This window comes from Lysobacter sp. 22409, assembly GCF_052045105.1.
GTDB lineage: Bacteria > Pseudomonadota > Gammaproteobacteria > Xanthomonadales > Xanthomonadaceae > Lysobacter > Lysobacter antibioticus_B.
Genome location: NZ_JBQEOE010000046.1, coordinates 1 through 26,506, shown reverse-complemented (window position 1 = coordinate 26,506; position 26,506 = coordinate 1). Strand labels below are relative to the sequence as shown.

Genomic DNA, 26,506 nt, shown 5'->3' with positions numbered 1-26,506 from the left:
GCTTTACCGTGCGGCGAACGTAAGCGCCAAAACTAGAGCATATGCTCCCAATGGCGATACCGCAGCCGCCAGACGCCGTGCTGGCGGTGTGGGACGCCTTGGGCTACCGTGCCGGCAACGAACGGGGCCGGCGCTTTCCGGCACCGCCAGCGGCGAGGAGACCGGGCCCGGCCCGGCCGCGCCGATGACCCGCCAACCGTCGGCCATGCCGGCAGTCCCACACGGAGCGACGGAATGTCGGCAGTCCAAGACGCCAGCCTGCAGACCGGGCGCGTCCACAGCGGGGAATGGCGCGCGGTCGCGTTCTCGCTGGCGTATTTCTTCTGCGTGCTGACCGCGTACTACGTGATCCGCCCGGTCCGCGACCAGCTCAGCGCCGCGGTCGGTTCGACCCAACTGCCCTGGTTCTACGCGGCGACCTTCGTCGCGACGCTGGCGCTGACGCCGGTGTTCTCGGCCCTGGTCTCGCGCTATCCGCGCCGGGTGGTGGTGCCGCTGGTGTATGGCTTCTTCATCGCCTGCCTGCTCGCCTTCGTGCCCTTGTTCAGCGCGCACGGCGTGCTCAGCCCGCGCGCGCTCGGCACCGTGTTCTTCGTCTGGATCAGCGTGTTCAATCTGTTCGTGGTGTCGGTGTTCTGGAGTTTCATGACCGACATCTGGAGCGAGGGCCAGGCGCGGCGTCTGTTCCCGTTGATCGCGGTCGCCGGCACGCTCGGTTCGCTCGCCGGTCCGGTCCTGACCCGGTTGCTGGTCGGTGTGATCGGCGTGGCGCCGCTGCTGATGGTCTCGGCCAGCCTGCTCGGCCTGGCATTGCTGTTCGTCGCTTTGCTAGGGCGCTGGTCGCGCATCCACGGCACTCGCCGCTTCGAGGCCTCGCACGAATCGGCGATCGGCGGCGGCATGCTCGACGGCCTCAAGCAGGTGTTCGCCAATCCCTTCATGCGCTCGATGGCGATCCTGCTGTTGCTCGGCGACTGGATCGGCACGGTCAACTACGGCCTGGTGGTGGACTACTCGAAGGCGACCTTCGTCGATGCGGTCGCGCGCACCCGTTTCGCCGCCGACCTGGACCTGATGACCAACATGATCGCGTTGGCGGCGCAGTTGCTGTTGACGCCTTGGTTGCTGGCGCGACGCGGTGCGGCCACGGTGATCGGGGTGTGGTCGGTGGTGACGGTGTCGATCCTGGCGCTGGTCGCGCTGGTCGCCGACCCGCATGCGCCGCTGACCCAATTGTTCCCGGGCTACGGCGCACTGGTGGCGATGCTGCCGCAGGGCATGGCGGCGATGCTGCTGCCGATGCCGGCGGTGGCGATGGCGCTGGTGATCAGCCGCGGGCTCGCCTACGGCATGGTCGGCCCGGCCCGCGAAAGTCTGTTCAGCAGCGCCGCGCGCACCCTGCGCTACAAGGGCAAGAACGCAGTCGACACCGCCGCCTGGCGCTTCGGCGACGTCGCCGTGGCGACCGCGATGGTCGGCCTGCGCGGCGTCGGTGTGGGTGTCGCCGGCCTGGCCGGCATCAGCGCGGCGGTCGCCGCCGGCGCCGGCTTGATCGGTTGGAACGTCGCGCGCTGGGTGCAGCGTGGCGGCGCCTCAGACACACGAGAGACCTCGAAAGCATGAAACGCGGTTGGCGGCCGTGGCCGCGTCAGTTGTGGCTGCAGCGCTTGTTCGTCGGCGTGGTCCTGTCCGGTGTCGGATGCTTCGCCTGGGGGTTCTTCTGGGAACCGCGGCAACTGGTCGAGCGCGATTACGAATTTCGCCTGCCGCACTGGTCGCGCGACTGCGATGGCCTGCGCATCGACGTGGTCGCCGACCTGCATACCGGCTCGCCGCACAACGGCCTCGACCGGCTAGACCATATCGTCGAGCGGCTGGTCGCGAGCGACGCCCAGGCGGTGTTGATGGCCGGCGATTACGTGATTCTCAGCGTGCTCGGCGGCAGTTACATCTCGGCCGAGCAGATGGCGCCGCATCTGCGACCCCTGACCCGACGCAAGCCGGTCTATGCGGTGCTCGGCAACCACGATTGGTGGAAGGACGGGGTGCGGGTACGCGCCGCGTTGGAGTCGGCCGGGGTGATCGTGCTCGAAGACCAGGCGCAGGCGGTGCAGCTCGGCGCCTGCCGGGCGTGGGTGGTCGGCATCGGCGACAAATGGGAAGCCGCCCACGACATCGACCGCGCCTTCGCCGGCGTCGCCGACGATGCGCCGGTGCTGGCCCTGACCCACAACCCCGACCTGTTTCCCGAGGTCCCGCCACGCGCATCCTTGACCGTCGCCGGGCACACCCACGGCGGCCAGGTGCGCCTGCCGTGGATCGGCACCCCGGTGCTGCCGGCCGACCAACGCTATGCCGGTGGCTATCTGATCGAAGACGGCAAGTCCCTGTTCGTCTCGACCGGCATCGGCACTAGCATCTTGCCGGTCCGCTTCGGCGTGCCGCCGGAGATTTCGCGCTTGACGCTGCGTGCGGCCGTGCCGGGTCGGGAGCGACACGCACCCGATTGAGCCGTTGTCTCAAACTGCAGCTACGGGCTTTCGATAAGCGCCAGCGGCAGCTGAGCAACCGTGTCGTCGAATCGTTCGCCCCGACCAGGCCAGACCAAGCCGGGCCGAAGACGGCACCGGTCCGGATCGAGCGGCTGGCGCTTCAGCGCGCGATGGCCTGCGGTTGCGGATCGTTCGGGCCGCGCAGGTTCTGCGCTTCCTGCGCCTGCGTGGTGTGTGCCTGGAGCTTGCTCAGTCCCTGCGAAACCTGCTCCATCGGTGGGGATTGCGCAGGATCGGCGCTGATATGAAAGCCGGGAGTATGGCCGCCGACCCAGATCTTGCCGCCTACCAGGCCGATCTCGTTCGAGTTCACTTTCGACGGATCGGTCAGGCCGCCTTGCTTGGTCAGCAACATCGCATGCGCCACGGCATTGTCCGGCACGCTGGCCGGCAGCTTGTCGCGCAGCAGTTGGAAGTAGCCGTTGTCCGGGTGGCCGAGGTCGCGGAAATCGCGCGAGGCCGCTGCAGGCGCGCTCGCCGCGGTTGGGGTGACCGGTGCCGGGGACTCGGCCGGAGCAGGCAGGGCTGGAGCAGGCACGGCTGGGGTCGGGCGGGCCAGGCTCGGGCTGGTATCGGTAAAGCTCGGCGGCAATCTGAGGCCGGTAAGGCCCAGTTCCTTGAGATTGACCTTGATCTCAGGTGCGGGGTGGCTGGGGTTGCCGACTCTGGCGGCGGCCAGGGTCTCGTTCTCTATCTTGTTGATGAGGGCCAGAGACCGTGGGCCGTAGACCTTCGGGTAGCCGTTGGCCTCGTAGAAATGCTCGCCGATGGCATCGATATTCGCCTTCGTCGCGGCGATCTTGCCGTTCTTGTCGATCGTCAGCCCGGCTTTCGGCGTGTATTTTTCCTTTCCCGGCGTGCCGCCGACATCGAAGTACTGCTCCATCTGGTTGGAGGAGTGAAACAACTTGTCGTAAAGCTGTTCCTTGCTGGCTTTCGGGTTTTCCCTGCGCACGTGCGCGGCTAGCACGTTGAACCCGGCGATCTGGTCGTTCGCCTCGCGCTTGCGGCTCTCGGTGTCGCGGTCTTTGACGAGAGTCGTGTAATCGTGCGGCGACGGACCTTCGGCGATCTTCCGTACCTTGTCCTCGAATGCTTTGTTTCCGTCGGCGATGGCCTGCTTGTTGACGGAATGTTCGATCTCGTGGCCGAACACCAGCCGCAGCGTATTGGCGTTGCGGGGATTGGTATCGGCGCTGTTGAGCATGTCCATCGGCAGCGCGATGGATTTGTCGACCGGATTGAAACCGCCCATGACGCCTCTGGAGCGCAGGGCCGGGTCGAGCGGTTTGATCGTGTCGAGATTGCCGAGTTCGATCGACTTGACGATGCGCGCTTGCAACTCGGGCGTGGTCTTGAGCAGGTCGCGCAGGTTCTTGCCACCGGCTGCGTTGGTACTCTCGAAATCCGTGAGCATCGCTTCCAGTTTTTCGGCGGGCGTGGCCATGGCGGGCTCCTTCAGGCCTGGGTGCTGATGGCGAGACTGGAAATGCAGGCTCGACCTTGCTCAGGGTCCTTATTGCCGTGGGTGTAGATCGCCACTTCGACCTTGCCGCGAACGAAGCTCCAGGGCTCGACCCCGCGGTAGCCGAAGCCGGGGTCGCTGCCGTCGCTGCTCGGCAAGCTCTGAGCCTGGAAGCCCGCCGAGGTCAATGCCTGGCTGTAGTCCTTGAAGTCCATGCTGCAAATCGGCGCGATATCGGCGGCGCCTTGGGCCTGGCTCAGGAAGCGGAAATCCAACCGCGTGGGTTTTTCCCCCTGCCTGTACGACACCGAGGTCAGGCTGTACGACCACTCGTTCGTCAGCGCACCGCCGAAGCCGTACTCGGTGCGGTCCTCGGAATGGATCTCGACCTTGATGCCGGTCTGCTTTTCGATGTTCTCGGGAGAGAGGTCCTGGGCACCGTGAATGCTGTCGATCAGTTTCAGCACGCGCTTGCCGATTTGTTCGGCATCGAGCCGAGCGCTGTCGGCGAGGGTCGGCGATTGCGTGGTCATGGCGGCATTCTCCTTGGCCGATGCCTGGGGCTGGGGCGTGGTGGTGCAGGATGCGATCAGTGCGCAGAACATCAGTGTGCAGAACAGGGCCGGAAGCAGGCCGGCTCGAGCGGCGGTCGCGCGCATGGGCATCCTCCGTTGATGCGATGGGGAATCCGCAGGCTACTGCCGCGGTGCCCCGTGGACAATCGAACCGGCGCCGAAACCGTGTTTTCCGGACAGCCGATTCAGGCATTTCCTACAGATCACCCACATCGGCACGGAAACGACGGTTGGTTTTGCCGGGCTTGTTCAGGCCCAGGGCGTTCGCTCGATCCGTTTGGGAACCGGACTGCGTCCCCGATCACGGCTTGCGTACGCCGAGGCTCGGAGCGTCCCCACCATGCCGAAGGTCGGTATGACCATCCGCAGGGGCCGCGCGCGGGCCCCGCGGCTAGTTTGGGCGGGGGAACCGGAGCAGCGACGATGCGCAAGCCGAGCGGGCACGACGGGGGTGGACGCGTATCCGCGTCGTTCGCCACGCGCTGCGCTCGTGTCGATGCGATCAGGGCACGGACATGAGCGCTGCGTATGCCAATGCGCATCCGAGCCGGCGCCTGTCCTCGAATGCGCCGCTGTGGTGGTCGCTGCTGTACTTCTTCAGCCTGCTCTGCGGCTATTACGTGTTGCGGCCGGTGCGCGATGCGATGGGCGCTTCGGCCGATGCGGCCACGGTGTTTCCGCAGGCGATGATCGCCTGGGCCCAGGCGCACGGTCTGCAGCTCAAGGACTTCGTGCTGCAGGTGTTGTTCACCTGCACCTTCGTGACCATGCTGGCCTTGCAGCCGGTCTACGGCGCCCTGGTCGCGCGATTCCCGCGGCGGGTGTTTCTACCGGTGGTGTATGCCTTGTTCATCGCCTGCCTGTTGGCGTTCCATTGGGCGTTCAATGCCGGCGTGCCGGGGCGGGGCATGGTGTTTTTCGTCTGGACCGCGGTGTTCAACCTGTTCGCGGTGACGGTGTTCTGGAGTTACATGGCCGACGTGTTCGACGATGCCCAGGCGCGTCGTTTGTACGGCTATATCGGCGCCGGCGGCACCGCCGGCGCGGTGCTCGGGCCGATCCTGACCCAGTGGCTGGTGCAGCCCTTGGGCGTGGCCAACCTGTTGTTGGTCTCGGTAGCGTTCCTGTCGATCTGCGTGCTGTGTATCGTGCGGCTGCGGCCGTGGGCGATCCGGCGCGAACGCGAGCACGGCCTCGACAGCGGCGAGGGCGCGATGGGCGGCTCGATCTGGGCCGGCCTGAAACTGGTCTGGCAGCGACCGGTGTTGCGGGCGATGGCGATCACCCTGTTCTTCAGCGTCGGCGCGGCGACCTTGCTCTACAACCAGCAGGCGGCGATCGCGCGCGAGTTCTATCCCGGCGCCGAAGCCGCGACGCGCTATTTCGCCCGCATCGACAGCGCGGTCAATCTGCTTGCGATCCTCACTCAGTTGCTGCTGACCCGCTGGCTGTTGAATCGCCACGGCGTCGCCCCGGCCTTGTTGATGCCGGGGCTGACCTTGTTGCTCGGCTTCGGCGTGCTGTTGGCCTCGCCGCTGCCGGCGATGGTCGCGATCGTGCAGGTGCTGCAGCGCGCCGGCGAGTTCGCCCTGGCCAAGCCGGCCCGCGAGACCTTGTACACGCGGGTCGACCGGCCCTCGCGCTACAAGGGCAAGGCGGTGATCGATACCGCGGTTTTCCGCGGCACCGATCTGGCCTTCGTCTGGATCCACAAGGGCGTGGCCCTGTTCGGCAGCCAGGCCGTATTCGCGGCCGGCGTGCTCGCCGCCGCCGGCATGACCGCGAGCGCCTGGAGCATCGTGCGCGCCCAGCGCGGCCTGCCGGGCGCGGCTTCGACTCTTCCTTCCGACATCCGCTCTCTACGAGGTGAAGCATGAAAACCAGTCGTCGCGATTTCCTGGCCGCGGGCGCCGCCGGCGCCGGTCTGCTCGCCCTGCCGTCGTTCGCGCGCAGTCTGCGCAAACCGGCGCCGCTGAAGCTGTTGGTGCTCGGCGGCACCGGTTTTCTCGGCCCGCATTTCGTCGAGGCTGCGCGCAAGCACGGCCACAGCCTGACCTTGTTCAATCGCGGCAAGACCAATCCCGGCAAGTTCTCCGGCGAGCAGTTCAGCGACATCGAGCAACTGCACGGCGATCGCAAGACCGACATGAAGGCGCTGGAAGGCGAGCGCCGGTGGGATGCGGTGCTGGACACGTCCGCTTACTTGCCGGAGGACGTGACCCGCTCGGCCAAGTTGCTGGCGCCGAGGGTGAAGCAGTACGTGCTGGTGTCGACGATCTCGGTCTACGCCAAGAACGATGCCCCCAGCGACGAGAATTCGCCGCTCGCGGTGCTGGCCGATCCCAACGTCACCGAGGTCACCGGCGAAACCTACGGCGGCCTCAAGGCCCTGTGCGAGCAAGCCGCCGAACGCGAACTGCCCAAGCGCACCACGGTGGTTCGTCCGGGGCTGATCGTCGGCCCCGGCGACACCACCGATCGTTTCACTTACTGGCCGGCGCGCGCCGACCGCGGCGGCGAGATCCTCGCGCCGGGCAGCGCGCAGGACCCGACCCAGTTCATCGACGTACGCGATCTGGCGGCGTTCCTGCTGGCGACGATCGAGCACGGCCACTTCGGCATCTATAACGCCGACGCCGCCCCCGGCGCCCTGAGCATGGGCGCGGTGCTGGCCGAATCGCAGCGCGCGGCCAAGGCGAAGTCGACCGTTACCTGGGTGCCGGCGGATTTTCTCGAAGCGCAGAAAGTTTCGCCATGGCAGGACATGCCGGCCTGGATTCCGGCGCGCGGCGAGTACGCCGGCTTCGGTCGCACGTCGGTGGCGAAGGCGCGCGCGGCCGGCCTCACCTATCGGCCGCTGCGCGAGACCGTGCGCGACACGCTCGCTTACTGGCAGGGCCTGCCGGCCGAACGCCGCGCCAAGCCCAAGGCCGGGATCGCGCCGCAACGCGAGGCCGAGGTGTTGAAGGCCTGGCATGCGAGCGCAGACGCGACGAAGGGGAAGGAGTAGGAGTAGGAGAAGTGAATGCGGAGGAGTGAGAAGTGAGCGAAAGCCGGTCGCCGGGGGCTTTACTCACTCCTCACTCCTCACTCCTCACTCCTCAGCGCCGACTCCCCCCAGCTGCGCGGCGCCGGGCCGAAGCCTTATGCTGGGGTTCCGACACTCGCCTTAGCCTAGGAGCCAGCCGATGCACTGGATCGCCGTCGCCCTGATCGTTGTGGTCGCGCTGCTGCACCTGTACTTCATGGTCCTGGAGATGTTCCTGTGGACCCGGCCGCTCGGGCTCAAGGTGTTCCGTCAGAGCCTGGAGAAGGCCGAGCAGTCGAAAGTGCTGGCAGCGAACCAGGGTCTGTACAACGGTTTCCTCGCCGCCGGCCTGATCTGGTCGCTGCTGTGCACGCGCCAGGACGTCGCCTTGTTCTTCCTGGCCTGCGTGGTGATCGCCGGCGTGTACGGTGCGGCCACGGTCAATCGCCGCATCTTCTTCATCCAGGCCTTGCCGGCCTTGCTAGGCTTTCTCGCGGTATGGCTGCACTGAGCGCGCTCGCCGCCTGGCGCGACACGGCCTGCCGTCGCAGGGGCAGGCCGAATCCGTTTTGCGGCCTCAGCCGCGCAGGATCGAATCGCCCGCGGCGAGGCGCCTGAGCACGCGGCCTTCGTCGAGCACGACGAACTCGTCGATGTCCTGGCCTTCGCGTTCGTCCGCGTCCAGGCCGTCCCATTCCTCGCGATCGAGCACGCCGTCGTCGACGAGCTCGCTGAGGCTGTGCGGAGGCAAGGGCAGGGGTTGTTCGTCGACGATGACGTAGGCGCTGGTGCGCGCCACGCGCAGGCCGTCGGCGCGGTCCAGGGTCAACCAGCCGGCATCGCCGGACAGCAGCACCGGCGCCCGCACCATGCCGGCGACATGGGCGGTGCTGTCGCCGAGGTCGGCGACCACGGCTTCGCTCGCGATCAGATCGCCGGTGACGACCAAATGGAAATCCTGGGCCACGACCAGGTTGCGGCAGCGCAGGTCGCCGAGCACGATCAGGGCGCCACGATCGTGCTCGCCGGTGCCGATCACCGCGTTGCCGGCGAGGTCGAGCGAGCCTTCGACGATCAGGAAGGCTTGGCTGGGGCGCCAGGCCGCGGCGGACGAGGCCTGGCCCCGGATCGAGGCCCAGTCGACATCCATCGCCAATAGCTCCCGTGCCTGAGCGGCGGCGGCGCCCTCGCCGATCAGCGGCAGGCGTTCGATCAATTCTCGTGCGGGAGACGACATCGTTGCGTTCCTTCGACAGGTGCGGGTCCGTGCGCGGCGGAACTGCATGCCGGGAAGCGGCTGCCGATGCGGCGCCGGAGAAGCGCGCGGTGCCATCGGCGGTACCTGTCGTACTTTACGTACGCAATTGCGTGGCCGACAGGGCCATGGTTTGTCGTAATCGGCCGAAATTGGCCGGAATGGGCTGTAGTCGGCCGTGGGCGGCCACGAGCAGTGAGTTGTCAGTCACACCGCGCTGCCGGCCGCCCGGTGTCGCCCGGTCAACCGTGCAGTTTTCTGGCCACCTCGGCGACTTCGGGGCCTTGATGACGTGCTGCGTCGAGTTCGTTATCGCTGGGCTGGCGCGAACCATAACTGCCGGCGATGGTGGCGCTGCCGTAGGGCGCGCCGCCGGTGACTTCGTCCAGACGCGTCTGCCCCGAGAAACCGTAGTTGAGGCCGACGATCACCACGCCGAAGTGGAGCCGGTGGGGGATGATCGAGAACAAGGGGCGGACTCAACCGGTCGATGCAACATTACGCGGATGATGAAGCGTCATGGAGAGAAGTCGGGGCCCTGGGCTAGCCGGGGAACTGGCCGCGCACCCACGCTCGCGACGCAAGATGCGAAAGTCAAAGTTGGCGAGCACGGAAGGCCAACAGCGCGGACAGATCGTAGATGCTATTTCCATCAGCGAGCGCCCCTCGGAAATCGAGGATCGGGCTATCCCCGGTCATTGGGAGGGTGATCCGATCACAGGGTCCCAAAACACTCACATTGCAACTGTGGTGTAACGGCAATCGCGCTTTACGATGCTTGTGAACGTCAACGGCCGCGACACGGCCAGCGTGGTATCCGCATCGACTCGCCTAGTCGGTAAGCTCCCGATGGAGCTGCGAAGGTCTCTGACCTGGGATCGTGGCGGAGAACTGGCCGGCCACAAGCAGTTCACCATCGCCACCGACGTGAAGGTCTTTCTGCGGCCCTCAAAGTCCTTGGCAACGTGGCACCAACGAGAACACCAACGGTTTGCTCGGACAGTACTTCCCGAAGGGGACCGAACTGTCGATCCATTGCCAAGTCGAGCTGACTAGGATTGCCCTGCGCTTAAACCAGCGTCCGAGAAAGACGCTGGGATTCGTGACGCCAGCCTGTAAGCCGAGCGCAGCTGTTGCGTTGACCGGTTGAACCCGCCCCCCTTTTGTTGCAACCTCCCCAAAGCCCATAAGCCAAACCCGCCTCCTGGCATGGCCCCATCCAGCCACAGCCATGAAGATGCGGGTCGCGCTCGGGCCCAAGGATCGAAAGAACGCGTCAGACCCAAAGTGTTCCGTCACCGATCCGGTGGACGGCACCGACACCGCACTCAACGGGGGGCCAATCTGTGCGACGTATCCTGAAGTACCTGGGCATCGCCTTACTTGCCGCCTTGGCGGTATCGCTTGTACTGGGCCTTCGCCCCTTCATCGACCGCGATGCGCCCGCCACCCATCCCCTTCCCCTCGCGCAAGCTCCGCTGCCTCCAGAGCAGGCGAAGAGGCTCGAGAACTACATAAGGACCGAGGCGGACGGCATCGATGCTTTCGTTGTGCTGCGCGGCGAAACGGTGCTGATGGAGTACGGGGAGGTCGGCACGCCCATGAACCTGGCGTCCGCGCGCAAGAGCATCCTCAGCCTGCTGTTCGGTGTGGCGGTCGACCGCGGCTTGATCGATGTGAACGAGACGCTCGGAGCGCTCGGCATCGACGAGAGCCGGACGCCCCTCACGCAGGCGGAGAAGCAAGCCACCATCGAGCATCTCCTTCAAGCCAGGTCAGGCATCTACCTGCCTTCTGGCGCGGAGACGGTAGAAAACAAGGAAGGCCGCCCGCAGCGCGGCCAGTTCGCGCCGGGCGCGAACTACTTCTACAACAACTGGGACTTCAACGTTCTGGGCGCCATCTTCGAACGCAAGACGGGGCTGTCCATTGGCGAGGCCATCGATACCTGGCTGGCCGCACCCCTGGGCATGCAGGACTTCAACCGCGAGCACGTGATCTATGACAATCGCGGCTCCGACTCCGATTACAGAACCTATCGCATCCACATGAGCGCGCGCGACCTTGCGCGGCTTGGGGCGCTGGTAGCGCAACAGGGCCTGTGGAACGGGAAGCGGGTCGTCTCAGCCGACTGGATAGCCAGGAGCACCACGTCGTATTCCGCCACGCAGAACCCGTTCTACGACGGGTTCGGCTACTCGTGGTGGTTGAACTCCGAGCTCAAGGCCGTGCAGGCCGACGGCTGGGGCGGCCAGTACCTGCTGGTGGATCCGGCACGGGAACTGACGCTGGTGACGCGGCGGGATACGGGGAACTCGATTCTGGGCTACCTGATCTTCAGCCAGTTCCAGAAGCAGGGGCATCCTTCGGACATACAGAAGTTGTACAAGCTTGTGCGGGATGTGCCGGCGATGAGTGGCGTGCGCTAGTTCGAGCCTGCGGATAGGACCGGGGATTGGGGCGGTACGCAACTGTCGGCCAGCTCGGCGATCTTCGCGATCGGCGCCTGCTGGTCGAGCTTCTAGTGCGACTTGCGCGCGACCTCGTCAGGCACCAGTTCGGGCGAGGGCTTGATGTCGACCTGCGCGCCAGCGTCGCGCGCGCCCTCGGCGACGGCCTGCGCCATCGTCTCGATGTGGCCATAGGCCGAGTGAGAGCGCCAGGATCTTCGCCATCGCAGCAGCCTCGTCGCCGAATAGGGCATCGAGCCTAGGCCGGCGCGGTTCGGGGGCGATGTCGCGGCGCGACGGCGATCGCGCGGAGCTCGCGACGCAGGCCCGACAGCTTGCCGCATCGTTCCGCCGTCGACTAGCGCGCGATCCGGGATTGACAGTCCCGAATCGTCGTTAACCAGCGAACGCGCGCAACGGTGCGGCCTGCGGCCATCGTTCGCTGTCCGGAACGATGAAAGCATGGCGATGCGGTTTATCCGCGCGCCGCGATTTTCTAGATTGGACCCATGCGCCGCACACGGCGCGCCGCGATCTTTCCCCCTCTTCCTTCCGCGCCGGCCCGATCGATCGGGCCGTTGCGTCTTCGTCTCCGGAGTCTGTCGTGCTACTGCCTCTTCTATTGTTGTCGGCGGCCGGTTTTACCGTGCTGACGACCGAATTCATTCTGGTCGGCCTGCTGCCGTCGTTGGCGCGCGATCTCGGCGTCAGCGTGTCGCAGGCCGGCTTGCTGGTGACCTTGTTCGCCTTCGCGGTCGCCGCCAGCGGTCCGTTCCTGACCGCTTACTTTTCGCGCTTCGAACGCAAGCGTTTGTTCATCGTGGTGCTGTTGTTGTTTGCGGCCTCGAACGCGGTCGCGGCGATGGCGCCCAACCTCGGCGTGATGGCGTTGGCGCGCTTGATCCCGGCGCTGGGCGTGCCGGTGTTCTGGGCGCTGGCCAGCGAGACCGCGGTCGACCTGGCCGGCCAGGAGCGTGCCGGCCGCGCGATCTCGGTGATTTCCTTCGGCGTGATCTGCGCCACCGTGATCGGCGTGCCGACCGGTACCCTGATCGCCGATGCCTTCGGCTGGCGCGCGGCCTTCGTCGCCCTGTCGATCGCTTCGCTATTGAAGGCGACCTTGCTGTTCGTGTTCCTGCCGGACAGCCGCATGGACAAACCGCAGGTGAAGCTGAGCCAGCAGTTCCGGGTGCTGCGCGATCCGCGCGTGAGCGGGCATGTGCTGCTATCGGTCTTGTTGTTCACCGGCATGTTCACCGCCTACACCTATCTGGCCGACATGTTCGAGCGCCTGGCCGGCTTCGACGGTTCGGTGGTCGGCTGGGCGCTGATGGCGTTCGGCGCGGTCGGCCTGATCGGCAACACCCTCGGCGGCCGCATCGTCGACCGCAATCCGCTGGCCGCCTCGATGATCTTCAGCGTGCCGATGGCGCTCGGCCTGGTGCTGGTGGTGCCGTCGATCCACTCGCTGCCGCTGTTCGCCGCCACGCTGGCGTTGTGGGGCGTCACCCAGGCGGCCTTGTTCCCGGTCAGCCATGTGCGGGTGATGAAGTCCGCGCCCGAGGCGCCGGCGTTCGCCGCGTCGCTGAACATTTCCGGCGCCAACCTGGGTATCGGCGTCGGTGCCATCGTCGGCGGCCGCGTGATCGATGCCATCGGCGTCGGCGGCCTGGGCTATGTCGCCTCGGCGATCGTGGGCGTGTCGGTGGTGCTGGGCCTGGTGCTGATGTCGGTGGGTGCCCGGCCGGAGCCGGTCGAGGCGGTGGATTGCGCGACGTGAGCGGCGATGGGTCGCGCGGTTCCGCCCGGTCGAATCGCGCGATCCTTATTCGAGCGGCAGGCTCGAACGAAAACTGTTCAACGAAAACTGCCGAGAAGGCAAAACGGAAGGAATCGAAACTGGGTCAGAGTGCCTTTCCGACAACGAAAAGGCACTCTGACTCAGTTTTGCAGACCCAGTTTTGCAGGGTGCAGATGCCTTATGCGCAATTCTGGAAGATGGTTGGGCCCAGGGAGTTTGGTAACCTTCATTACAATGCAGTGATCGAGGGTGGCGATAATTTAAGGAAATTCAGAGCCATGCGGGAGGCGGGAGAAATATGATGAGCGACCTTCAGCAGAGACTTGATTCAATCTTGGCGCTCGCGCGCGAAGCCGAGAGCGGTTCGTTTCCGTGGGATATTGTTTCACTGGCGGTCGCTGATTTGATCGTTGAAAGCAACGGCCCCGACATGCTGGATCTTTTTCCGGAAAGAGTGGGGGTTGATTTGCGGCGGTATTATGAAACATACAAAGAGGGCGGAGAGTTTTTCATCTATTCGAATCTCGGCCCCTCGGATCAAACGGAGTTGATCAAGAAATACGCCATGGTCATGGGGTTTGATGCTAGCAAAACGGGGTCAGAGCCCCTTTCCCTGGAATTACCTCAATGACGCCGAGTGTGGCAATGGCCGCTGATATCGCTACTTCCTCCCGCTGCTATAGAACCATGGCTACCGGGCTAGGTTTAGTGGCATGCGCCTGCAATTCGTTCGCCGACGAGGCTTCAGCCGGAGACGAATACATGTACTCGGCAGGTATCGCGATGTATTTGGTGGGCTTCTACAGCATCCAACTGCTGGTCACGCTGGCGTTATCCGCATGGAAGCTTTTCGGAAAAGACCCTGGATCGGCCGCATCAATATTCGGCAGATCCCTTGTTTCGATGGCGGGTTCGTTGCTCGCGATCTGGATGCTGTCGCAAATGCTACCGGACTCGTTATTCGTGCTGTTTCTTTTTGCTATAGCCGTGTTGCCGCCTGCTTTCTGGTATCTGTCGTTCAGGCTGCGCCGTCGCTGAACGAACCAAAACGGGGGTTAGAGCCCCTTTGCGATAGAGCCAGCAGTTGAAAAGTAGCTCTGACCCCGTTTTCCCGCTTCGGGCTCGATCTCGTTCAGTCCCAATTGAGCCATCACCGCACTTCCCAAGGGATTTCGTTGAATGAAAACTTGCATCATTGACTCCGTGGAAATCGAGCCCGCGCTGATCAGAGTCGGCTTGGTTTCGTTCGGGCGAAATCCGGGAGTGGATTCGCTGCCCTACAGCATCCGCGTCGACGTGGACACGGCGGACGGCTGCTTTGGCGCGTACTTCAGCGACTTCCTGGATAGAGAGAGCGAAGACGACGGCTCGGGCTATGAGCCCAGCGGGATTTATCTGGAACTCAAATCCGCCGGTTATCCTGCTTTTCCAATAATGGCCGAGCGCGAGCCAGGGCTTCTGGCCCGATTGATTCTAGAGCAATTGCCCGCGGAGTTCGTCGGCTACCTGTACCAGGACAACGAATCGTCGTTCGAAAGCAAGAAATATATTCTTCAGACGCTTGAAGACGCATCAGTGTCCGAGGGCGTCATTACTTGCTCCGGTCTTGCGTTCGCCAATCCAAGATACGTGGGTTGAACGAGGGGCGGTGAGTCCTCGACGCGGCTCGGTCTGGCCGTCGTGACGGCATGAGCGGTCTTTGCGACTTCAACTTCGCCGAAACCTCTGTAAGGCGGCCGAGCTGCAACTGCAGCAGTTGAAAAGTAGCTCTAACCCCGTTTTCGGTCTTCACAGTCAATCCGTGTGGTGGAAGAAAATAATGAGCGAGCGAGATGGTGTGCTTGATGATGTGCTAAGAAAAATAGACAGGTGCATGCTCGATTTTAATTATCTCGAGCTGGCGCAAGACATCTGGGATGCTTCGTGGGAAATGGTTGCGCAGGAAGACAAGGTGTTTAGAGAGTACCTCCAGTGGTTGGAGGGAAATCTGGATACTTTGGTGCATATTGATGCGCCGAGCGACGCGTTGAATTCATTTTTAAGCAAGCAAAGGGACTTGTTGCGCATGGCCATGCGGGACGTCAATGTGCTGGAATCCGCGCATTGGGAAGGGGCGATTGAATATGTAGAGGGCAAGAACAGCAGCCAGGCATAGCGTCCACGACGCTCGATGCCTTGCCGTTGTATTAGCTGCCTTCCCGATGCGAGGCGCATGCGTAGGGCGTGCCGAAAACCGCAGGCTCGAAAAGCCACCGGTATTTCGGGGGGGCTGTTGTGGGAGGAGTTTCTACGCTCCCTGGCAAAGATTGCTATCGCCAGAACGCAGTATCAACTGTCGTATGCACGACGATATTGAATGTGGTGAAAACTACGGAATCGATAGTCATCACCCTCAGCGTGCAATCACGCCACTAGCAGCAAAGGTATCGCGAAGATCGCAGCGCCAAGCACGAACAGTGCGGTCAACACATGAATCATCGGCCGGTTGATCCGCAGGAACACGAACTGCTCGATCGTCCGCCCGACCCAGAACAGCGACATGCCGATCAGCAGCGCGCGGCCGAGTGCGGTGGTATGCAGTTCGTCGGTATAGACGAAGCACAACACAGCGATGCCGAGCAGTATGTAAATCAGGCGCAGATTGAGAATCTGCAGGATGGCGCGGTCGGCGACGGTGGCGGTCTGCAGGCTGCGGCGCCAGCCGAACAGTTTCCAGAACGCCATATGGAACATGGCGAAGGCCAGGCTGTGCAGGCCGCCTAGCCAGATCCAGGCGTTTGCGCTCATGACGGGTCTCCCGGTGCTGATTGCTCCCGGTTGGATGCTACGCCGGGCCCCGGCCGCGGGCTGTGCCGGGAGCGCGAATCAGCCGCGCTTGGGCTTGGGCGAGACGCGCATCGCGATGCGGGCGCGAAACACCGTGTCGCCGGCGGGGTCAGTGACGACGACGTCGACCGGCAGGTCGTAGGCGCTGTCGGATTCGACGATCGGCGCGGCCGGGGTAGCGACGGCGCGGACGCTGCCGACCGCCTTCTTGAGGTATTCCACGCTCATGCCGACCGGGATCCAACGCATCGAGCGCGGGATGCTGACGTCGGTCATGACACCGCCGGTGAGTTCGGCCAGGTTGCACATGGCGATGGCGTGCACGGTGCCGAGGTGGTTGGTGATCTTGCGGCGGTGGCGCATGGTCGCGCTGCAGCGGCCGGGTTCGAGCGATTCGAAGCGCGGCGAGATGCTGGCGAAGTAGGGCGCGTTCCAGCAGATGGCGCGCGAGAACAGCCAGTGGCCGGCCGGCCAGCGGGTCATCTTCTTGTACAGGGACAGGACGTCGGTGCTCATGGGCGGTGGCCGGATGGGTGGTGGAGGGGGCGCGAGTTATTTCTTGCCCTCGTCCCCGCGCAGAAGGGGCGAATGGATGCGTTTGCGAGCCGCTGGCTCGCGCATCCATGAACGCCAGGGTGCTGTGCGCCCTGGCCGGGCGGCAGAGACTTCAGAGCCATGTCGCGATGGAGCCCTGGATCCCCGCCTTCGCGGGGATGACGGCAGGAGAAGGGGATGACGGCAGGAGAAGACGTGGTGCGGTGTGGGTGTTGGAAACCGAGTTGTCGTTGAAGGTTTGAGTGCGGTGATATTTTCAGATCGTCGTCCCCGCGCAGGCGGGGACCCAGAGCTTCATCGCGACATAACTCTGAAGTCTCTGGATCCCCGCCTTCGCGGGGATGACGGCAGGAGGCGGCGCGGCATGATGTGGGGCGTCGGAAGCTAAGCGACCGATGCCGGAAACCAAAACGGCGGACCCGAAGATCCGCCGTTTCGATTCATGCAGCGTGTCGCATGCGAGGCCTGCGCTTATGCCGCGGCGCGGGCGTCGCCGTGGTCGGCTGCGTGCTGCGCCTTGTAGCCGGCCGAACGCAGCTCGGCGGCGTCGAAGTCGTCGACGCTGATCGCATCGATGGTCATCTCGCGCAGCTCTTCGAGTTGCTTGCGTTCTTCGGCGGTGATCCAGCCTTCGCGCACGCCCTCGTCGAGCTGGCTCGGGAAGTCCAGCGCTTCGATGTCGCTGTTCTTGAGCGCCTTGAGGAACTTGCGCTCGACCGGCTCGGCCAGGATGACCTTCTGCAGGTAGCTGTTGATGCGGCCGGCCGGGTTGTTCTCGCAGGGGGTGATGAACAGACCCTCGGCGAGACGGTCGCGCGCATCGTTCGGCGACATCAGCAAGGACGCGGCGCGGTGGCCGAGGCGGTCGCTCGGCGCCTGGGCGCGGCGGCCCCAGGGGAAGATCAGCGCCCACAGCAGCCAGCCGACCGGACGGATCGGGAAGTTGCGCAACGCGCCCGACAGCGCCAGCTCGATCTTGTGCACGGCGTCGTGGAAGGCCCAGGCCAGCAGCGGCTGGTCGCCGGCCGGTCGGCCCTGGTCCTCGTAACGCTTGAGCATGCTGCTGGCGATGTAGAGCTGGCTCAGCACGTCGCCGAGGCGGCCCGACAGCGATTCCTTGAACTTGAGCTTGCCGCCGAGCAGCAGCATCGAAGTGTCGGCCATCACCGCCAAGGTCGCCGAATAACGGTTGAGCTTGCGGTAGTAGCGGCGGGTGTAAGCGTCGCCCGGGGCGGCGCCGATGCGCGCGGCGGTCAGGCCGTACCACCAGCTGCGCACGGCGTTGGAGATGGCGAAACCGATGTGGCCGAACAGGTTCTTGTCGAACTCGCGCAGGCGCTCGGTCTCGTCGGGCAGCATCGCCGCCTTCATTTCCTTGAGCACCCACGGGTGGCACAGGATCGCGCCCTGGCCGAAGATCATCAGCGAGCGCGTCATGATGTTCGCGCCTTCCACCGTGATCATGATCGGCAGCGCCTGCCAGTTGCGGCCGGCGTAGTTCTTCGGCCCCAGGATGATGCCCTTGCCGCCGTGGATGTCCATGACGTCCTTGGCGACTTCGCGGGCCATCTCGGTGCAGTGGTACTTGGCGATGGTCGAAGGCACGGCCGGGTTTTCGCCGCGCGCGACCGCGGCGGCGGTGGCCTGCGACAAAGCGCTGACCGCGAAGGCATGGCCGGCGATGCGCGCCAGCGCTTCCTCGACGCCTTCGAAGCGGCCGACCGACAGGCCGAACTGCTTGCGGATGCGGGCGTAAGCGCCGGTGACGATGGCGCCCATCTTGGCGCCGCCGCTGCCCGAGGAGGGCAGGGTGATCGAGCGGCCGATCGACAGGCATTCGACCAGCATCTGCCAGCCCTTGCCGGCGTAGGCTTCGCCGCCGATCAGCTGGCTCAGCGGGATGAACACTTCCTTGCCGCGGACCGGGCCGTTCTGGAAGGTGCAATTGAGCGGGAAGTGGCGACGGCCGACTTCGACGCCGGCGGTGTCGCGCGGCAGCAGCGCCAGGGTGATGCCGATGTCGCGCTTGTCGCCGATCAGGCCGTCCGGGTCGTACATGCGGAAGGCCAGGCCGATCAGGGTCGCGACCGGGGCCAGGGTGATGTAGCGCTTGTCGAAGGTCAGCTTGACGCCGACCACGCGCGCGCCGTTCCAGTCGCCCATGGTGACGATGCCGAAGTCCGGGATCGAGGTCGCATCCGAACCGGCCCAGGGGCCGGTCAGGCCGAAGCAGGGCACTTCACGGCCGTCGGCGAGGCGCGGCAGGTAGTGATCCTTCTGTTCCTGGGTGCCGTAGTGCATCAACAGCTCGGCCGGGCCGAGGGAATTCGGCACGCCGACGGTCGAGCTGACCACGCTGGACACCGAAGCGAGCTTCTGGATCACCTTGTGGTTGGCGAGCGCGGTGAAGCCCAGGCCGCCGTATTCCTTCGGGATGTTGAGGCCGAAGAACTTGTTCTTCTTGATGTAGCCCCACAGCTCCGGCGACAGATCGGCATCGATGTGGGTGATCTGCCAATCGTTGGTCATCTTGCACAGCTCTTCGACCGGGCCGTCGAGGAAGGCTTGTTCCTCGGCGCTCAGCACCGGCTTGGGCTGGGACAGCAATTGCTGCCAGTCGGGCTTGCCCGAGAACAGCTCGCCTTCGAACCCGACCGTGCCGGCCTCGAGCGCGGTGCGCTCGGTTTCCGACAGCGGCGGCAGGATCTTGGTGTAGAAGCCGAGCAGCGGCTTGGTGATCAGCGGCAGGCGGATCGCCGGCACCAGCAGCGGCACCGCGATCAGCGCGACCAGGGCCGCGGCGACGATGGTCGCGACGGGGTTGGCGCCCAGCAGGTAACAGCCCACCAGCACCGTCGCGGTCAGCGCGGCCCAGACCGGCAGGCGCAGGCGGTGATAGGCGGCGATGGCGCCGACCAGAAGGAAGGCAAGGAAGGGGATCGCGATACTCATGGCGGCGCTCCGGAGGATGCGGCTAAGACTCAAGCTGAGATTCAAGCTAATGGGGCATGTGTGATGTCAGTGCGGATAGCGATGCTCCCTGGCGGCAAGCCGATCGGCATTCAAACGCTGGCATCAAACACTTAACATACGGCCGAGTATGGAATCGCCGTTTCGAGCTGTCAACCGAGGCGGGAATCGGGAATCGAGAATCGGCAATCGGCGCTGGGCACGCAGGCCGGCGCGGGTTCTCTGAATTGGGCTGCAGCTCTTTATTTGAACGATTCCCGACTCCCCATTCCCGATTCCCGTCGTTTTTGCTGCACTGCGTACTGTTCCCGACCGTGGCGTATGGTTAAACTTGTCATCCATGAACCAGCCTGCCTCGAACAAGCCCGAGCCGAAGCTCGACACCCCGCCCGCCGTCTCGGCCGCCGACGCCAAGCCGGAGGCCAAGCCTGAGCGCAGCGGCCGCCTCAGCGCCGACGACTGGGCCCAGGCCGCCCTCGACTTGATCGCCGAACAAGGCGTCGCTGCGGTAGCGGTCGAACCGCTCGCGCGCCGTCTCGGCGTCACCAAGGGCAGCTTCTACTGGCACTTCCCGTCGCGCGACGCGTTGCTCGTCGCCGCGCTGGAGCGCTGGGAAAAAGTCGAACAGGAAACCGTGTTCGGCCAGCTCGAGCCGATTCCCGATCCGCGCCAGCGCCTGCGTTCGCTGTTCCACCTCGTCGCCCACGAGGTCAAGTCGCACATCATCTATTCCGAGTTGCTCAAGGCGCTGGACCATCCCGCCGTGCAGCCGGTGATCGGGCGCGTTTCCGAACGCCGCCTGGATTACCTCACCGCCTCCTTCCGCCAGGCCGGCCTCAGCCGCACCGATGCCCAGCATCGCGCGCGCCTGCTCTACGCCGCCTATGTCGGCTTCCTGCAACTGAACCTGCAGTTGCACCAGACCCGCATGCAACACGACGAATTCGAGGCCTATGTCGAGCACATGATGGCCACGCTGATTCCTTCGTCATGAACCTTGTTTCCACTTGATTCGCTTTTTTTCCCGTTCCCCCGGCTGGAGAGCAATGCCGTGAATGCCAATTTGAAAGACGCCGCCCCCGCGACTGCCGTGCCGGGGAGCGCGGGCAGTCTGCTGGTCGCACTCAACGAATGGGTCGCGCAAGTCGCCGCGCTGACCCGTCCCGACAAGATTCACTGGTGCGATGGCAGCGATGCCGAATACGACGCCCTGGTCGCCCGGATGCTGGCCGACGGCACCCTCGAAACGCTGAATCAGGACACGCACCCGGGCAGCTATCTGCACCGCTCGCATCCCGACGACGTGGCCCGTGTCGAACACCTGACCTTCGTCTGCACCAACGAGCGCGAAGACGCCGGTCCGAACAACCACTGGATGGCGCCGGCGCAGGCGCACGCCCAGATGGACGCCCTGTTCGACGGCTGCATGCGCGGCCGCACCCTGTACGTGATTCCGTACTGCATGGGCCCGATCGATTCGCCGCTGGCGCGTTGCGGCGTGGAAATCACCGACTCGCCGTACGTGGTCGCCAACATGCGCGTGATGACGCGCATGGGCGCGCAGGCGCTGGCCCGCATCGAGCGCGAAGGCAGCTTCGTGCGCGGCCTGCACTCGATCGGCGAGCTCGATCCCGAACGCCGTTTCATCATGCATTTCCCCGACGAACTGGCGATCAAGTCGTTCGGTTCGGGCTACGGCGGTAATGCCTTGCTCGGCAAGAAGTGCCACGCGCTGCGCATCGCCTCGCACCAGGCGCGCAACGAAGGCTGGCTCGCCGAGCACATGCTGATCGTCGGCATCGAGAACCCGCTCGGCGAGACCCATTACGTCGCCGCCGCGTTCCCGTCGGCCTGCGGCAAGACCAACCTGGCCATGCTGATTCCGCCGGAAGGCTATCGCCACGCCGGCTGGAAGGTGTGGACGGTCGGCGACGACATCTGCTGGATGCGTCCGGGCGCCGATGGCCGCCTGTACGCGATCAATCCCGAAGCCGGTTATTTCGGCGTCGCGCCCGGCACTTCGGCCAAGTCGAACCCGAATGCGCTCAAGTCGATCCAGAGCAACACCATCTTCACCAACGTCGGCGTGACCGCCGACGGCCAGCCGTGGTGGGAAGGCCTCGACAACGGACAGACGCCGGTCACCGACTGGCGCGGCAACCCGTATGACGCCGCCAAGGGCCCGGCCGCGCATCCGAACGCACGCTTCACCGTGTCGGCCAAGCAGTGCCCGAGCTACTCGCCGGAAGCGGAAAACCCCGCCGGCGTGCCGATCTCGGCGATCATGTTCGGCGGCCGCCGCGCGTCGCTGGTGCCGCTGGTGTTCGAGGCCCGCGACTGGACCCACGGCGTGCTGGTCGGCGCCGCGATGGGCTCGGAAACCACCGCCGCCGCGACCGGCGCGGTCGGTGTGATGCGCCGCGACCCGATGGCGATGAAGCCGTTCTGCGGCTACAACTTCGCCGACTACTTCAACCACTGGCTGTCGTTCGACCGCGACGGCGCGCAGCTGCCGAAGGTGTTCCACGTCAACTGGTTCCGCAAGGGCGACGACGGCAAGTTCCTGTGGCCGGGCTTCGGCGACAACCTGCGCGTGATCGAGTGGATGATCGGCCGGGTCAAGGGCGAGGCCGGCGCCACCGAAACGCCGATCGGCCACCTGCCGGATGCGCAGGACCTCAACCTCGCCGGCGTCAGCCTCAGCGACGAGGCCTACGCGAAGCTGTTCGGCTTCGACCATGCCGGTTGGAGCGCCGAGTTCGACAGCATCGGCGACTACCTGCGCGAGTATGGCCCGCGCATGCCGCAGGCCCTGCACGACGAGCAGCAGCGGATCGCTGCAGTGCTGAAGGGCTGAGGCCGTAGCTTAGGAACGAGTGGAGAGGAACGAGTAACGAGTGGGCCGCAGTCGAGCCTGCTCGGGGCTCGTTCCTCTTTCGTTTCCGGCTCGGTGGGCGCATCGCTGGGCCAAGCACGGGCTGGCCACGGCGCCTCTCGTTGCCCGTTCCTGGTACCTCGGTCTCCCCCATTTCCGGCTTCCCGGCCGAGGACTTCCGCCGGGCCAGGGGAGGGAGCTGCCCGGCGACGCCCCTCGTTCCTCGTTCCTGATCTCTCGTTCCTGCCTTTAAACCCTGAGCCCCGACCCCGCATCGGACTCAGTATGCTGACCGCCGTGAACGACCACATGCCAGACACCGCAGCCTCGATCGAAGTCGACGACGACCGTGCCCTGGTTGCCGCCGCGGCGGCCGGCGGCGTCGCCGCCTTCGAAGCGCTCTACCGCCGGCACGCCGGTCGGGTCCAGGGTGTGATCGCCCGCCTGGTCGGTTACCACGGCGCCCGCGCCGAGGACCTGACCCAGGAAGCTTTCGTCCGCGCCTGGCAGGCCCTGCCGAACTTCCGCTTCGAATCGGCGTTCGGCACCTGGCTGCACCGGCTGGCGGTCAATACCGCCCTGATGGAGCTGCGCGGACGGCGCAGCCGGCCGTTCGAGGACAGCGACGAGGACGCTTTCGAGCTGATCGGCAGCGTCGACTCGGCCGGTCATGTGATGGCCTTGTCGATGGATCTGGAACGCGCCGTCGCTACGCTGCCGCCCCGCGCCCGTGCCGTGTTGGTGCTGTACGACGTCGAAGGCTGGAAGCATGAGGAGATCGCCGCCGAGCTCGGCATGGCGGTCGGCAGTTCCAAAGCACAGTTGCATCGCGCCCGCAGTCTGCTGCGGTCGCGACTTGGAGAGCAGGCATGAGCGACCACAACCGAACCCCAGAAGCGAACACCCCGGAAGGCGAGCTGCCCGACGCCTTGCGTTGGCAGCTGCGTGCGCTGCGCCGGGATGCGCCGCCGACGCGCGATCTGTGGCCCGGCATCGCCGCGCGCCTCGGCGAGCAGGCCCCGCCGGCCGCCGCGCAGACGCCGGTTGTTGCCGCCGAAGCGCAAGCCACCGCGCCGGTGACCGCCCTGCGAGCGCGTGAAACCACCCGCAACCGTTGGATGGCGCCGTTCGCGCTGGCGGCCAGTGTCGCCGCATTGGCGATCGGCATCGCCGGGCAGTACCGCGCCCAGCCCGAAACGTCGGTGCCGGTCGCCGCTCAGGCCAAGGCGCCTGCCAGCCTCGTCCAGCGCGAAGCCGACGGCATGACCCGCCAATACCAGGCCGCGATCCGCGAGATCGCCCCGGCCACCGAACAAGCGAAAGTGATGCAGCCGGCGTTCGACGAACTCGACCGCAACGCCGCGCTGATTCTCGATGCGCTCGCCCACGACCCCGATTCGCGACTGTTGCTCGAACAACTGCGCCGCACTTACGCCCGCCGCCTCGCGCTCGCACAGCGCGTGGTCTACACCTGATCCACGGAGGACGCCACGATGACCACCGCTCACCCCCGCAACCGCAGCGCTCTCCGCAATCGCCGCCATATCGCCCCCGTGCTCGGCCTGTTGGCATTGGCCCTGGTCGCGGCGATGCCGGCCTGCGCCGCGACGCCGATCAACGAGACCCGTCCGCTCGACCCGATGGGCAGCATCGACATCGACAACGTCAAAGGCCTGATCCAGGTCCGCGCCTGGGACCGTCCCGAGGTCAGGATCGAGGGCAGCCTCGGCGAAGGCGTCGAGAAGCTCGAGATCGAAGGCGACCGCGAGCATCTGTCGATCAAGGTCCGCTACCCCAACCGCGGCAGCGGCATGGGCTTCCTGGTCGGCGGCGACAAGAGCGAGCCGACCGAGCTGCGCCTGACCGTGCCGCTGCAGGCCAAGCTGGAGATCGATGCGGTCTCGGCCACCGTCGACGTCAACGGCGTCGCGCCGCGCGACCTCAGCATCGACAGCGTCAGCGGCGATGTGATCGTCGCCGCGGCCCCGCGCGAGGCCGAAATCGAAAGCGTCAGCGGCGACCTGCGCCTGACCCTCAACAGCGCGAAAGTCTCGGCCCAGACCGTCAGCGGCGACCTCAGTCTGCGCGGCCGGCTCAACGGCGAGGTCGACATCGAGACCGTGTCCGGCAAGGTCGACGTGACCACCCGCGAATCGCGTCTGGCCAAGCTGTCGGGCAACTCGGTGTCGGGCGACCTGCGCGTGACCGGGGCCCTGGCCGACGGCGGCGAGATCTCGCTGGAAACGGTCAGCGGCGACGTCCGCCTGTCGCTGCCGCGCGTGCTGTCGGCGACCGTGCGCGGACAGAGCTTCAGCGGCGACCTGAGCGCGCCCGAAGCGCAGATCGTCCGGCCCAAGCACGGCCCGGGTTCGAGCTTCGAGCACCGCTACGGCAACGGCAGCGGTTCGATCAAGATCGAGACCTTCTCCGGCGACGCGACGCTGGAGCTGAACTGAGCGCTGTGCACGCGCCGGGATTGCCGGAATCGCCTATTTCTCCGGCTCGCAGGCCGTAACCGCGGCCACTCTGTGCGGCGCAACGCCGCCGGTGTATGTTCCTCGCCTAGGCGCGTCAGCCGCGCCATCGATGCAGTGCCGATCGCGCCCCTGGGACGCGGTCGCAGTTCCGTCCGGCGAGGGAAGCGGTCTTGAACGAACAGGTCAATCAACTCGTCCAGGCCGCCGGCCTGGCCTCGCGCGCGGGCCGTTGGCAGGAAGCCGAAGCGCTCTGGAGCCAGGTGCGCAGCCTCGCGCCGCAGCACCCGCAGGCCCTCTACAGCCTCGGCATCCACGCCCTGCAGCGCGGCGACACCCGCGGCGCGGTCGAACTGCTGCAGGCCGCGCATCGCGCCGCGCCGAACGATCCGATGATCCTGCTCTCGATCGGCATGGTCGAACGCGAACGCGGCGACGCCACCGCCGAGTGGGAGGCGATCAGCGCCGCGCTCGTCGCCGATCCGTATTTCCTGGCCGGCCTGCTGGCCAAGGCCGCCTTCCTCGAACGCACCGGCAAGTCGCGGGCGGCGGCGCAGGCCTATCGCAACGCCTTGACGGTCGCGCCGCCGGAGCCGCATTGGCCGGACATGCTGAAGACCCAGTTGCTCCACGCCAAGAGCAAGGTCCAGCAGTATTCCGACGAGTTCAGCGAGTTTCTCGCCCATCGCGTCGGCGGTCCGCGCGCCGCGCTGGAGGCCGGCGTGCATGGTCGCTGGGACGAGGCCGCCTCGATCATGGTCGGGCGCAGCAAGCCGTATCACTCCGATTGCAACCAACTGTGCATACCGCGGCTGCCGGCGATTCCGTTCTACGACCGCGCCCAGTTCCCCTGGGTGCCCGAACTGGAAGCGCGCACCTACGACATCCAACGCGAGATGCGCGAGGTGCTGCGCAACGAGCAGGCCGAGTTCACGCCCTATATCGAGTACCAGCCCGGCGACCCGGTCAACCAGTGGCAGGAGCTCAACCACTCGCGGCGCTGGAGCACCTACAAACTGTGGAGCTACGCGCAGCCGGTGCACGAGCACTTGGCGCTGTGCCCGCAGACCCGCGCCGCGCTGGAAGCGGTGGAAATGGCCCAGATTGCCGACGTCTGCCCGAACGCGATGTTTTCGGCGTTGGCGCCGCACACCCACATCCCGCCGCACCACGGCGAGACCAATGCGCGCTTGGTCGTGCATCTGCCGCTGATCGTGCCCGAGCGTTGCCGCTACCGGGTCGGTTTCGAGCGGCGCGAGTGGAAGGTCGGCGAAGTGCTGATCTTCGACGACTCGATCGAGCACGAGGCGCACAACGACAGCGACGAACTGCGCGTGGTGTTGATCTTCGACGTCTGGAACCCGCTGCTGTCGTTGGCCGAACGCGACATGGTCGACGCGATGATGCGTGCGCACCGGGATTTCCTGGCGGGCTGACGGGGGCTCTCGATGGGTCGTCGCGCCGGGTTGGTGCCTGGCCCGGCTGGGTGCTGTTCCAGTTTCAGATTCGTTGCTAGCCCAGCCTAGCTCTAGCCTTGGCCTTGGCCTTGGCCGTGGCCGTGGCAGTTGCCGTAATGATTTTGCTGTTGCTGTGCGCCGATTCGCACTAGCGAAGGCAATCGAAGACCCGGAGGGCGGCGCGCAGGGATGCGCGCCGTTTTTCATCGGGACAGGGATGTCC

Annotated in this window: 24 protein-coding genes; 17 read left to right on the top strand and 7 right to left on the bottom strand. The window is 65.6% G+C overall.

The genetic code is table 11. From position 1 onward, the window contains the following. Positions 1-234 precede the first annotated feature (234 nt). Together ACTJJK_RS19625 and ACTJJK_RS19620 are read left to right on the top strand one after the other, a co-directional pair. Positions 235-1,623 (top strand): NTP/NDP exchange transporter, encoded by a 1,389-nt coding sequence (locus ACTJJK_RS19625; protein WP_051885195.1) that lies wholly within the window; start codon positions 235-237, stop codon positions 1,621-1,623. After that, on the top strand, positions 1,620-2,510 hold the full coding sequence (locus ACTJJK_RS19620; protein WP_440731018.1) for a metallophosphoesterase: 891 nt from the start codon (positions 1,620-1,622) through the stop codon (positions 2,508-2,510). The genes ACTJJK_RS19625 and ACTJJK_RS19620 overlap by 4 nt, the downstream gene beginning before the upstream one ends. 142 nt (positions 2,511-2,652) lie before the next feature. Here the strand turns inward: ACTJJK_RS19620 and ACTJJK_RS19615 are convergent, their stop codons facing one another. Further along, positions 2,653-3,999, bottom strand: a complete 1,347-nt coding sequence (locus ACTJJK_RS19615) for a hypothetical protein (protein WP_440731017.1) — start codon at positions 3,997-3,999, stop codon at positions 2,653-2,655. A gap of 11 nt (positions 4,000-4,010) precedes the next feature. Then, on the bottom strand, positions 4,011-4,676 hold the full coding sequence (locus tag ACTJJK_RS19610) for a hypothetical protein (RefSeq protein WP_440731016.1): 666 nt from the start codon (positions 4,674-4,676) through the stop codon (positions 4,011-4,013). Between the two features lie 431 nt (positions 4,677-5,107). Between ACTJJK_RS19610 and ACTJJK_RS19605 the strand changes: the two genes are divergently transcribed. The 3 genes from ACTJJK_RS19605 to ACTJJK_RS19595 all read left to right on the top strand — a co-directional run bounded on the left by ACTJJK_RS19605 (position 5,108) and on the right by ACTJJK_RS19595 (position 8,131). Continuing rightward, positions 5,108-6,469, top strand: coding sequence for an NTP/NDP exchange transporter (locus tag ACTJJK_RS19605; RefSeq protein ID WP_440731015.1), 1,362 nt, complete (start codon positions 5,108-5,110; stop codon positions 6,467-6,469). Continuing rightward, positions 6,466-7,602 carry an NAD-dependent epimerase/dehydratase family protein gene (locus ACTJJK_RS19600; protein WP_440731014.1) on the top strand — a complete coding sequence of 379 codons (1,137 nt, stop codon included), beginning with the start codon at positions 6,466-6,468 and terminating at the stop codon, positions 7,600-7,602. The genes ACTJJK_RS19605 and ACTJJK_RS19600 overlap by 4 nt, the downstream gene beginning before the upstream one ends. 178 nt (positions 7,603-7,780) lie before the next feature. After that, positions 7,781-8,131: a DUF1304 domain-containing protein gene (locus ACTJJK_RS19595; RefSeq protein WP_031373047.1), complete on the top strand. Its 351-nt coding sequence runs from the start codon at positions 7,781-7,783 to the stop codon at positions 8,129-8,131. 66 nt (positions 8,132-8,197) lie between these two features. Here the strand turns inward: ACTJJK_RS19595 and ACTJJK_RS19590 are convergent, their stop codons facing one another. Then, positions 8,198-8,857 (bottom strand): polymer-forming cytoskeletal protein, encoded by a 660-nt coding sequence (locus tag ACTJJK_RS19590; protein WP_152566312.1) that lies wholly within the window; start codon positions 8,855-8,857, stop codon positions 8,198-8,200. Between the two features lie 260 nt (positions 8,858-9,117). After that, the gene (locus ACTJJK_RS19585; RefSeq protein ID WP_223619836.1) at positions 9,118-9,345 is read right to left on the bottom strand and encodes a hypothetical protein; all 228 of its coding nucleotides are present in this window, start codon (positions 9,343-9,345) and stop codon (positions 9,118-9,120) included. 876 nt (positions 9,346-10,221) lie between these two features. Here ACTJJK_RS19585 and ACTJJK_RS19580 point away from each other — a divergent pair. The 6 genes from ACTJJK_RS19580 to ACTJJK_RS19555 all read left to right on the top strand — a co-directional run bounded on the left by ACTJJK_RS19580 (position 10,222) and on the right by ACTJJK_RS19555 (position 15,281). Then, positions 10,222-11,304 (top strand): serine hydrolase domain-containing protein, encoded by a 1,083-nt coding sequence (locus ACTJJK_RS19580; RefSeq protein WP_440731013.1) that lies wholly within the window; start codon positions 10,222-10,224, stop codon positions 11,302-11,304. Positions 11,305-11,929: 625 nt separating this feature from the next. Next, positions 11,930-13,105, top strand: a complete 1,176-nt coding sequence (locus tag ACTJJK_RS19575; protein ID WP_223619839.1) for an MFS transporter — start codon at positions 11,930-11,932, stop codon at positions 13,103-13,105. Between the two features lie 322 nt (positions 13,106-13,427). Then, a complete protein-coding gene (locus ACTJJK_RS19570) occupies positions 13,428-13,757 on the top strand; it encodes a hypothetical protein (protein ID WP_223619840.1) in 330 nt (109 codons plus the stop codon). Between the two features lie 14 nt (positions 13,758-13,771). Continuing rightward, positions 13,772-14,164 carry a hypothetical protein gene (locus ACTJJK_RS19565; RefSeq protein ID WP_223619841.1) on the top strand — a complete coding sequence of 131 codons (393 nt, stop codon included), beginning with the start codon at positions 13,772-13,774 and terminating at the stop codon, positions 14,162-14,164. A gap of 141 nt (positions 14,165-14,305) precedes the next feature. Further along, a complete protein-coding gene (locus ACTJJK_RS19560) occupies positions 14,306-14,764 on the top strand; it encodes a hypothetical protein (RefSeq protein WP_223619842.1) in 459 nt (152 codons plus the stop codon). Between the two features lie 181 nt (positions 14,765-14,945). Then, positions 14,946-15,281: a hypothetical protein gene (locus ACTJJK_RS19555; protein ID WP_223619843.1), complete on the top strand. Its 336-nt coding sequence runs from the start codon at positions 14,946-14,948 to the stop codon at positions 15,279-15,281. A gap of 248 nt (positions 15,282-15,529) precedes the next feature. On the opposite strand, the gene ACTJJK_RS19550 is transcribed toward ACTJJK_RS19555, so the two are convergent. From ACTJJK_RS19550 to ACTJJK_RS19540, 3 genes are all read right to left on the bottom strand, one after another. Next, a complete protein-coding gene (locus ACTJJK_RS19550; RefSeq protein ID WP_223619844.1) occupies positions 15,530-15,913 on the bottom strand; it encodes a hypothetical protein in 384 nt (127 codons plus the stop codon). A 78-nt stretch (positions 15,914-15,991) separates the two neighbouring features. Further along, positions 15,992-16,468 carry a hotdog fold domain-containing protein gene (locus ACTJJK_RS19545; RefSeq protein ID WP_440731012.1) on the bottom strand — a complete coding sequence of 159 codons (477 nt, stop codon included), beginning with the start codon at positions 16,466-16,468 and terminating at the stop codon, positions 15,992-15,994. Positions 16,469-16,978: 510 nt separating this feature from the next. Further along, a complete protein-coding gene (locus ACTJJK_RS19540) occupies positions 16,979-19,459 on the bottom strand; it encodes an acyl-CoA dehydrogenase (RefSeq protein WP_031373039.1) in 2,481 nt (826 codons plus the stop codon). A 358-nt stretch (positions 19,460-19,817) separates the two neighbouring features. Here ACTJJK_RS19540 and ACTJJK_RS19535 point away from each other — a divergent pair, with 358 nt between their 5' ends. The 6 genes from ACTJJK_RS19535 (at position 19,818) to ACTJJK_RS19510 (ending at position 26,262) form a co-directional block, all read left to right on the top strand. After that, the gene (locus tag ACTJJK_RS19535) at positions 19,818-20,471 is read left to right on the top strand and encodes a TetR/AcrR family transcriptional regulator (protein ID WP_051885191.1); all 654 of its coding nucleotides are present in this window, start codon (positions 19,818-19,820) and stop codon (positions 20,469-20,471) included. 57 nt (positions 20,472-20,528) lie between these two features. Beyond that, positions 20,529-22,334: a phosphoenolpyruvate carboxykinase (GTP) gene (locus tag ACTJJK_RS19530; protein WP_440731011.1), complete on the top strand. Its 1,806-nt coding sequence runs from the start codon at positions 20,529-20,531 to the stop codon at positions 22,332-22,334. Between the two features lie 327 nt (positions 22,335-22,661). Further along, positions 22,662-23,225, top strand: coding sequence for an RNA polymerase sigma factor (locus ACTJJK_RS19525; protein ID WP_036149175.1), 564 nt, complete (start codon positions 22,662-22,664; stop codon positions 23,223-23,225). Next, entirely contained in the window at positions 23,222-23,827 is a 606-nt protein-coding gene (locus tag ACTJJK_RS19520) for a hypothetical protein (RefSeq protein WP_051885190.1), read from the top strand. Before ACTJJK_RS19525 ends, ACTJJK_RS19520 begins: the two co-directional genes overlap by 4 nt. 18 nt (positions 23,828-23,845) lie before the next feature. After that, entirely contained in the window at positions 23,846-24,808 is a 963-nt protein-coding gene (locus tag ACTJJK_RS19515) for a DUF4097 family beta strand repeat-containing protein (RefSeq protein WP_440731010.1), read from the top strand. A gap of 191 nt (positions 24,809-24,999) precedes the next feature. Further along, on the top strand, positions 25,000-26,262 hold the full coding sequence (locus ACTJJK_RS19510; protein ID WP_440731009.1) for an aspartyl/asparaginyl beta-hydroxylase domain-containing protein: 1,263 nt from the start codon (positions 25,000-25,002) through the stop codon (positions 26,260-26,262). Positions 26,263-26,506 lie beyond the last annotated feature (244 nt).

Bases quoted from the DNA above. Each gene is read 5' to 3' on its own strand.
- ACTJJK_RS19520 (WP_051885190.1), top strand. From the start codon at position 23,222: ATGAGCGACCACAACCGAACCCCAGAAGCGAACACCCCGGAAGGCGAG.
- ACTJJK_RS19525 (WP_036149175.1), top strand. From the start codon at position 22,662: ATGCCAGACACCGCAGCCTCGATCGAAGTCGACGACGACCGTGCCCTG.
- ACTJJK_RS19625 (WP_051885195.1), top strand. From the start codon at position 235: ATGTCGGCAGTCCAAGACGCCAGCCTGCAGACCGGGCGCGTCCACAGC.
- ACTJJK_RS19600 (WP_440731014.1), top strand. From the start codon at position 6,466: ATGAAAACCAGTCGTCGCGATTTCCTGGCCGCGGGCGCCGCCGGCGCC.
- ACTJJK_RS19605 (WP_440731015.1), top strand. From the start codon at position 5,108: ATGAGCGCTGCGTATGCCAATGCGCATCCGAGCCGGCGCCTGTCCTCG.
- ACTJJK_RS19615 (WP_440731017.1), bottom strand. From the start codon at position 3,999: ATGGCCACGCCCGCCGAAAAACTGGAAGCGATGCTCACGGATTTCGAG.
- ACTJJK_RS19565 (WP_223619841.1), top strand. From the start codon at position 13,772: ATGGCCGCTGATATCGCTACTTCCTCCCGCTGCTATAGAACCATGGCT.
- ACTJJK_RS19595 (WP_031373047.1), top strand. From the start codon at position 7,781: ATGCACTGGATCGCCGTCGCCCTGATCGTTGTGGTCGCGCTGCTGCAC.
- ACTJJK_RS19550 (WP_223619844.1), bottom strand. From the start codon at position 15,913: ATGAGCGCAAACGCCTGGATCTGGCTAGGCGGCCTGCACAGCCTGGCC.
- ACTJJK_RS19535 (WP_051885191.1), top strand. From the start codon at position 19,818: ATGAACCAGCCTGCCTCGAACAAGCCCGAGCCGAAGCTCGACACCCCG.
- ACTJJK_RS19610 (WP_440731016.1), bottom strand. From the start codon at position 4,676: ATGCGCGCGACCGCCGCTCGAGCCGGCCTGCTTCCGGCCCTGTTCTGC.
- ACTJJK_RS19545 (WP_440731012.1), bottom strand. From the start codon at position 16,468: ATGAGCACCGACGTCCTGTCCCTGTACAAGAAGATGACCCGCTGGCCG.
- ACTJJK_RS19560 (WP_223619842.1), top strand. From the start codon at position 14,306: ATGAAAACTTGCATCATTGACTCCGTGGAAATCGAGCCCGCGCTGATC.
- ACTJJK_RS19570 (WP_223619840.1), top strand. From the start codon at position 13,428: ATGAGCGACCTTCAGCAGAGACTTGATTCAATCTTGGCGCTCGCGCGC.
- ACTJJK_RS19555 (WP_223619843.1), top strand. From the start codon at position 14,946: ATGAGCGAGCGAGATGGTGTGCTTGATGATGTGCTAAGAAAAATAGAC.
- ACTJJK_RS19590 (WP_152566312.1), bottom strand. From the start codon at position 8,857: ATGTCGTCTCCCGCACGAGAATTGATCGAACGCCTGCCGCTGATCGGC.
- ACTJJK_RS19515 (WP_440731010.1), top strand. From the start codon at position 23,846: ATGACCACCGCTCACCCCCGCAACCGCAGCGCTCTCCGCAATCGCCGC.
- ACTJJK_RS19540 (WP_031373039.1), bottom strand. From the start codon at position 19,459: ATGAGTATCGCGATCCCCTTCCTTGCCTTCCTTCTGGTCGGCGCCATC.
- ACTJJK_RS19620 (WP_440731018.1), top strand. From the start codon at position 1,620: ATGAAACGCGGTTGGCGGCCGTGGCCGCGTCAGTTGTGGCTGCAGCGC.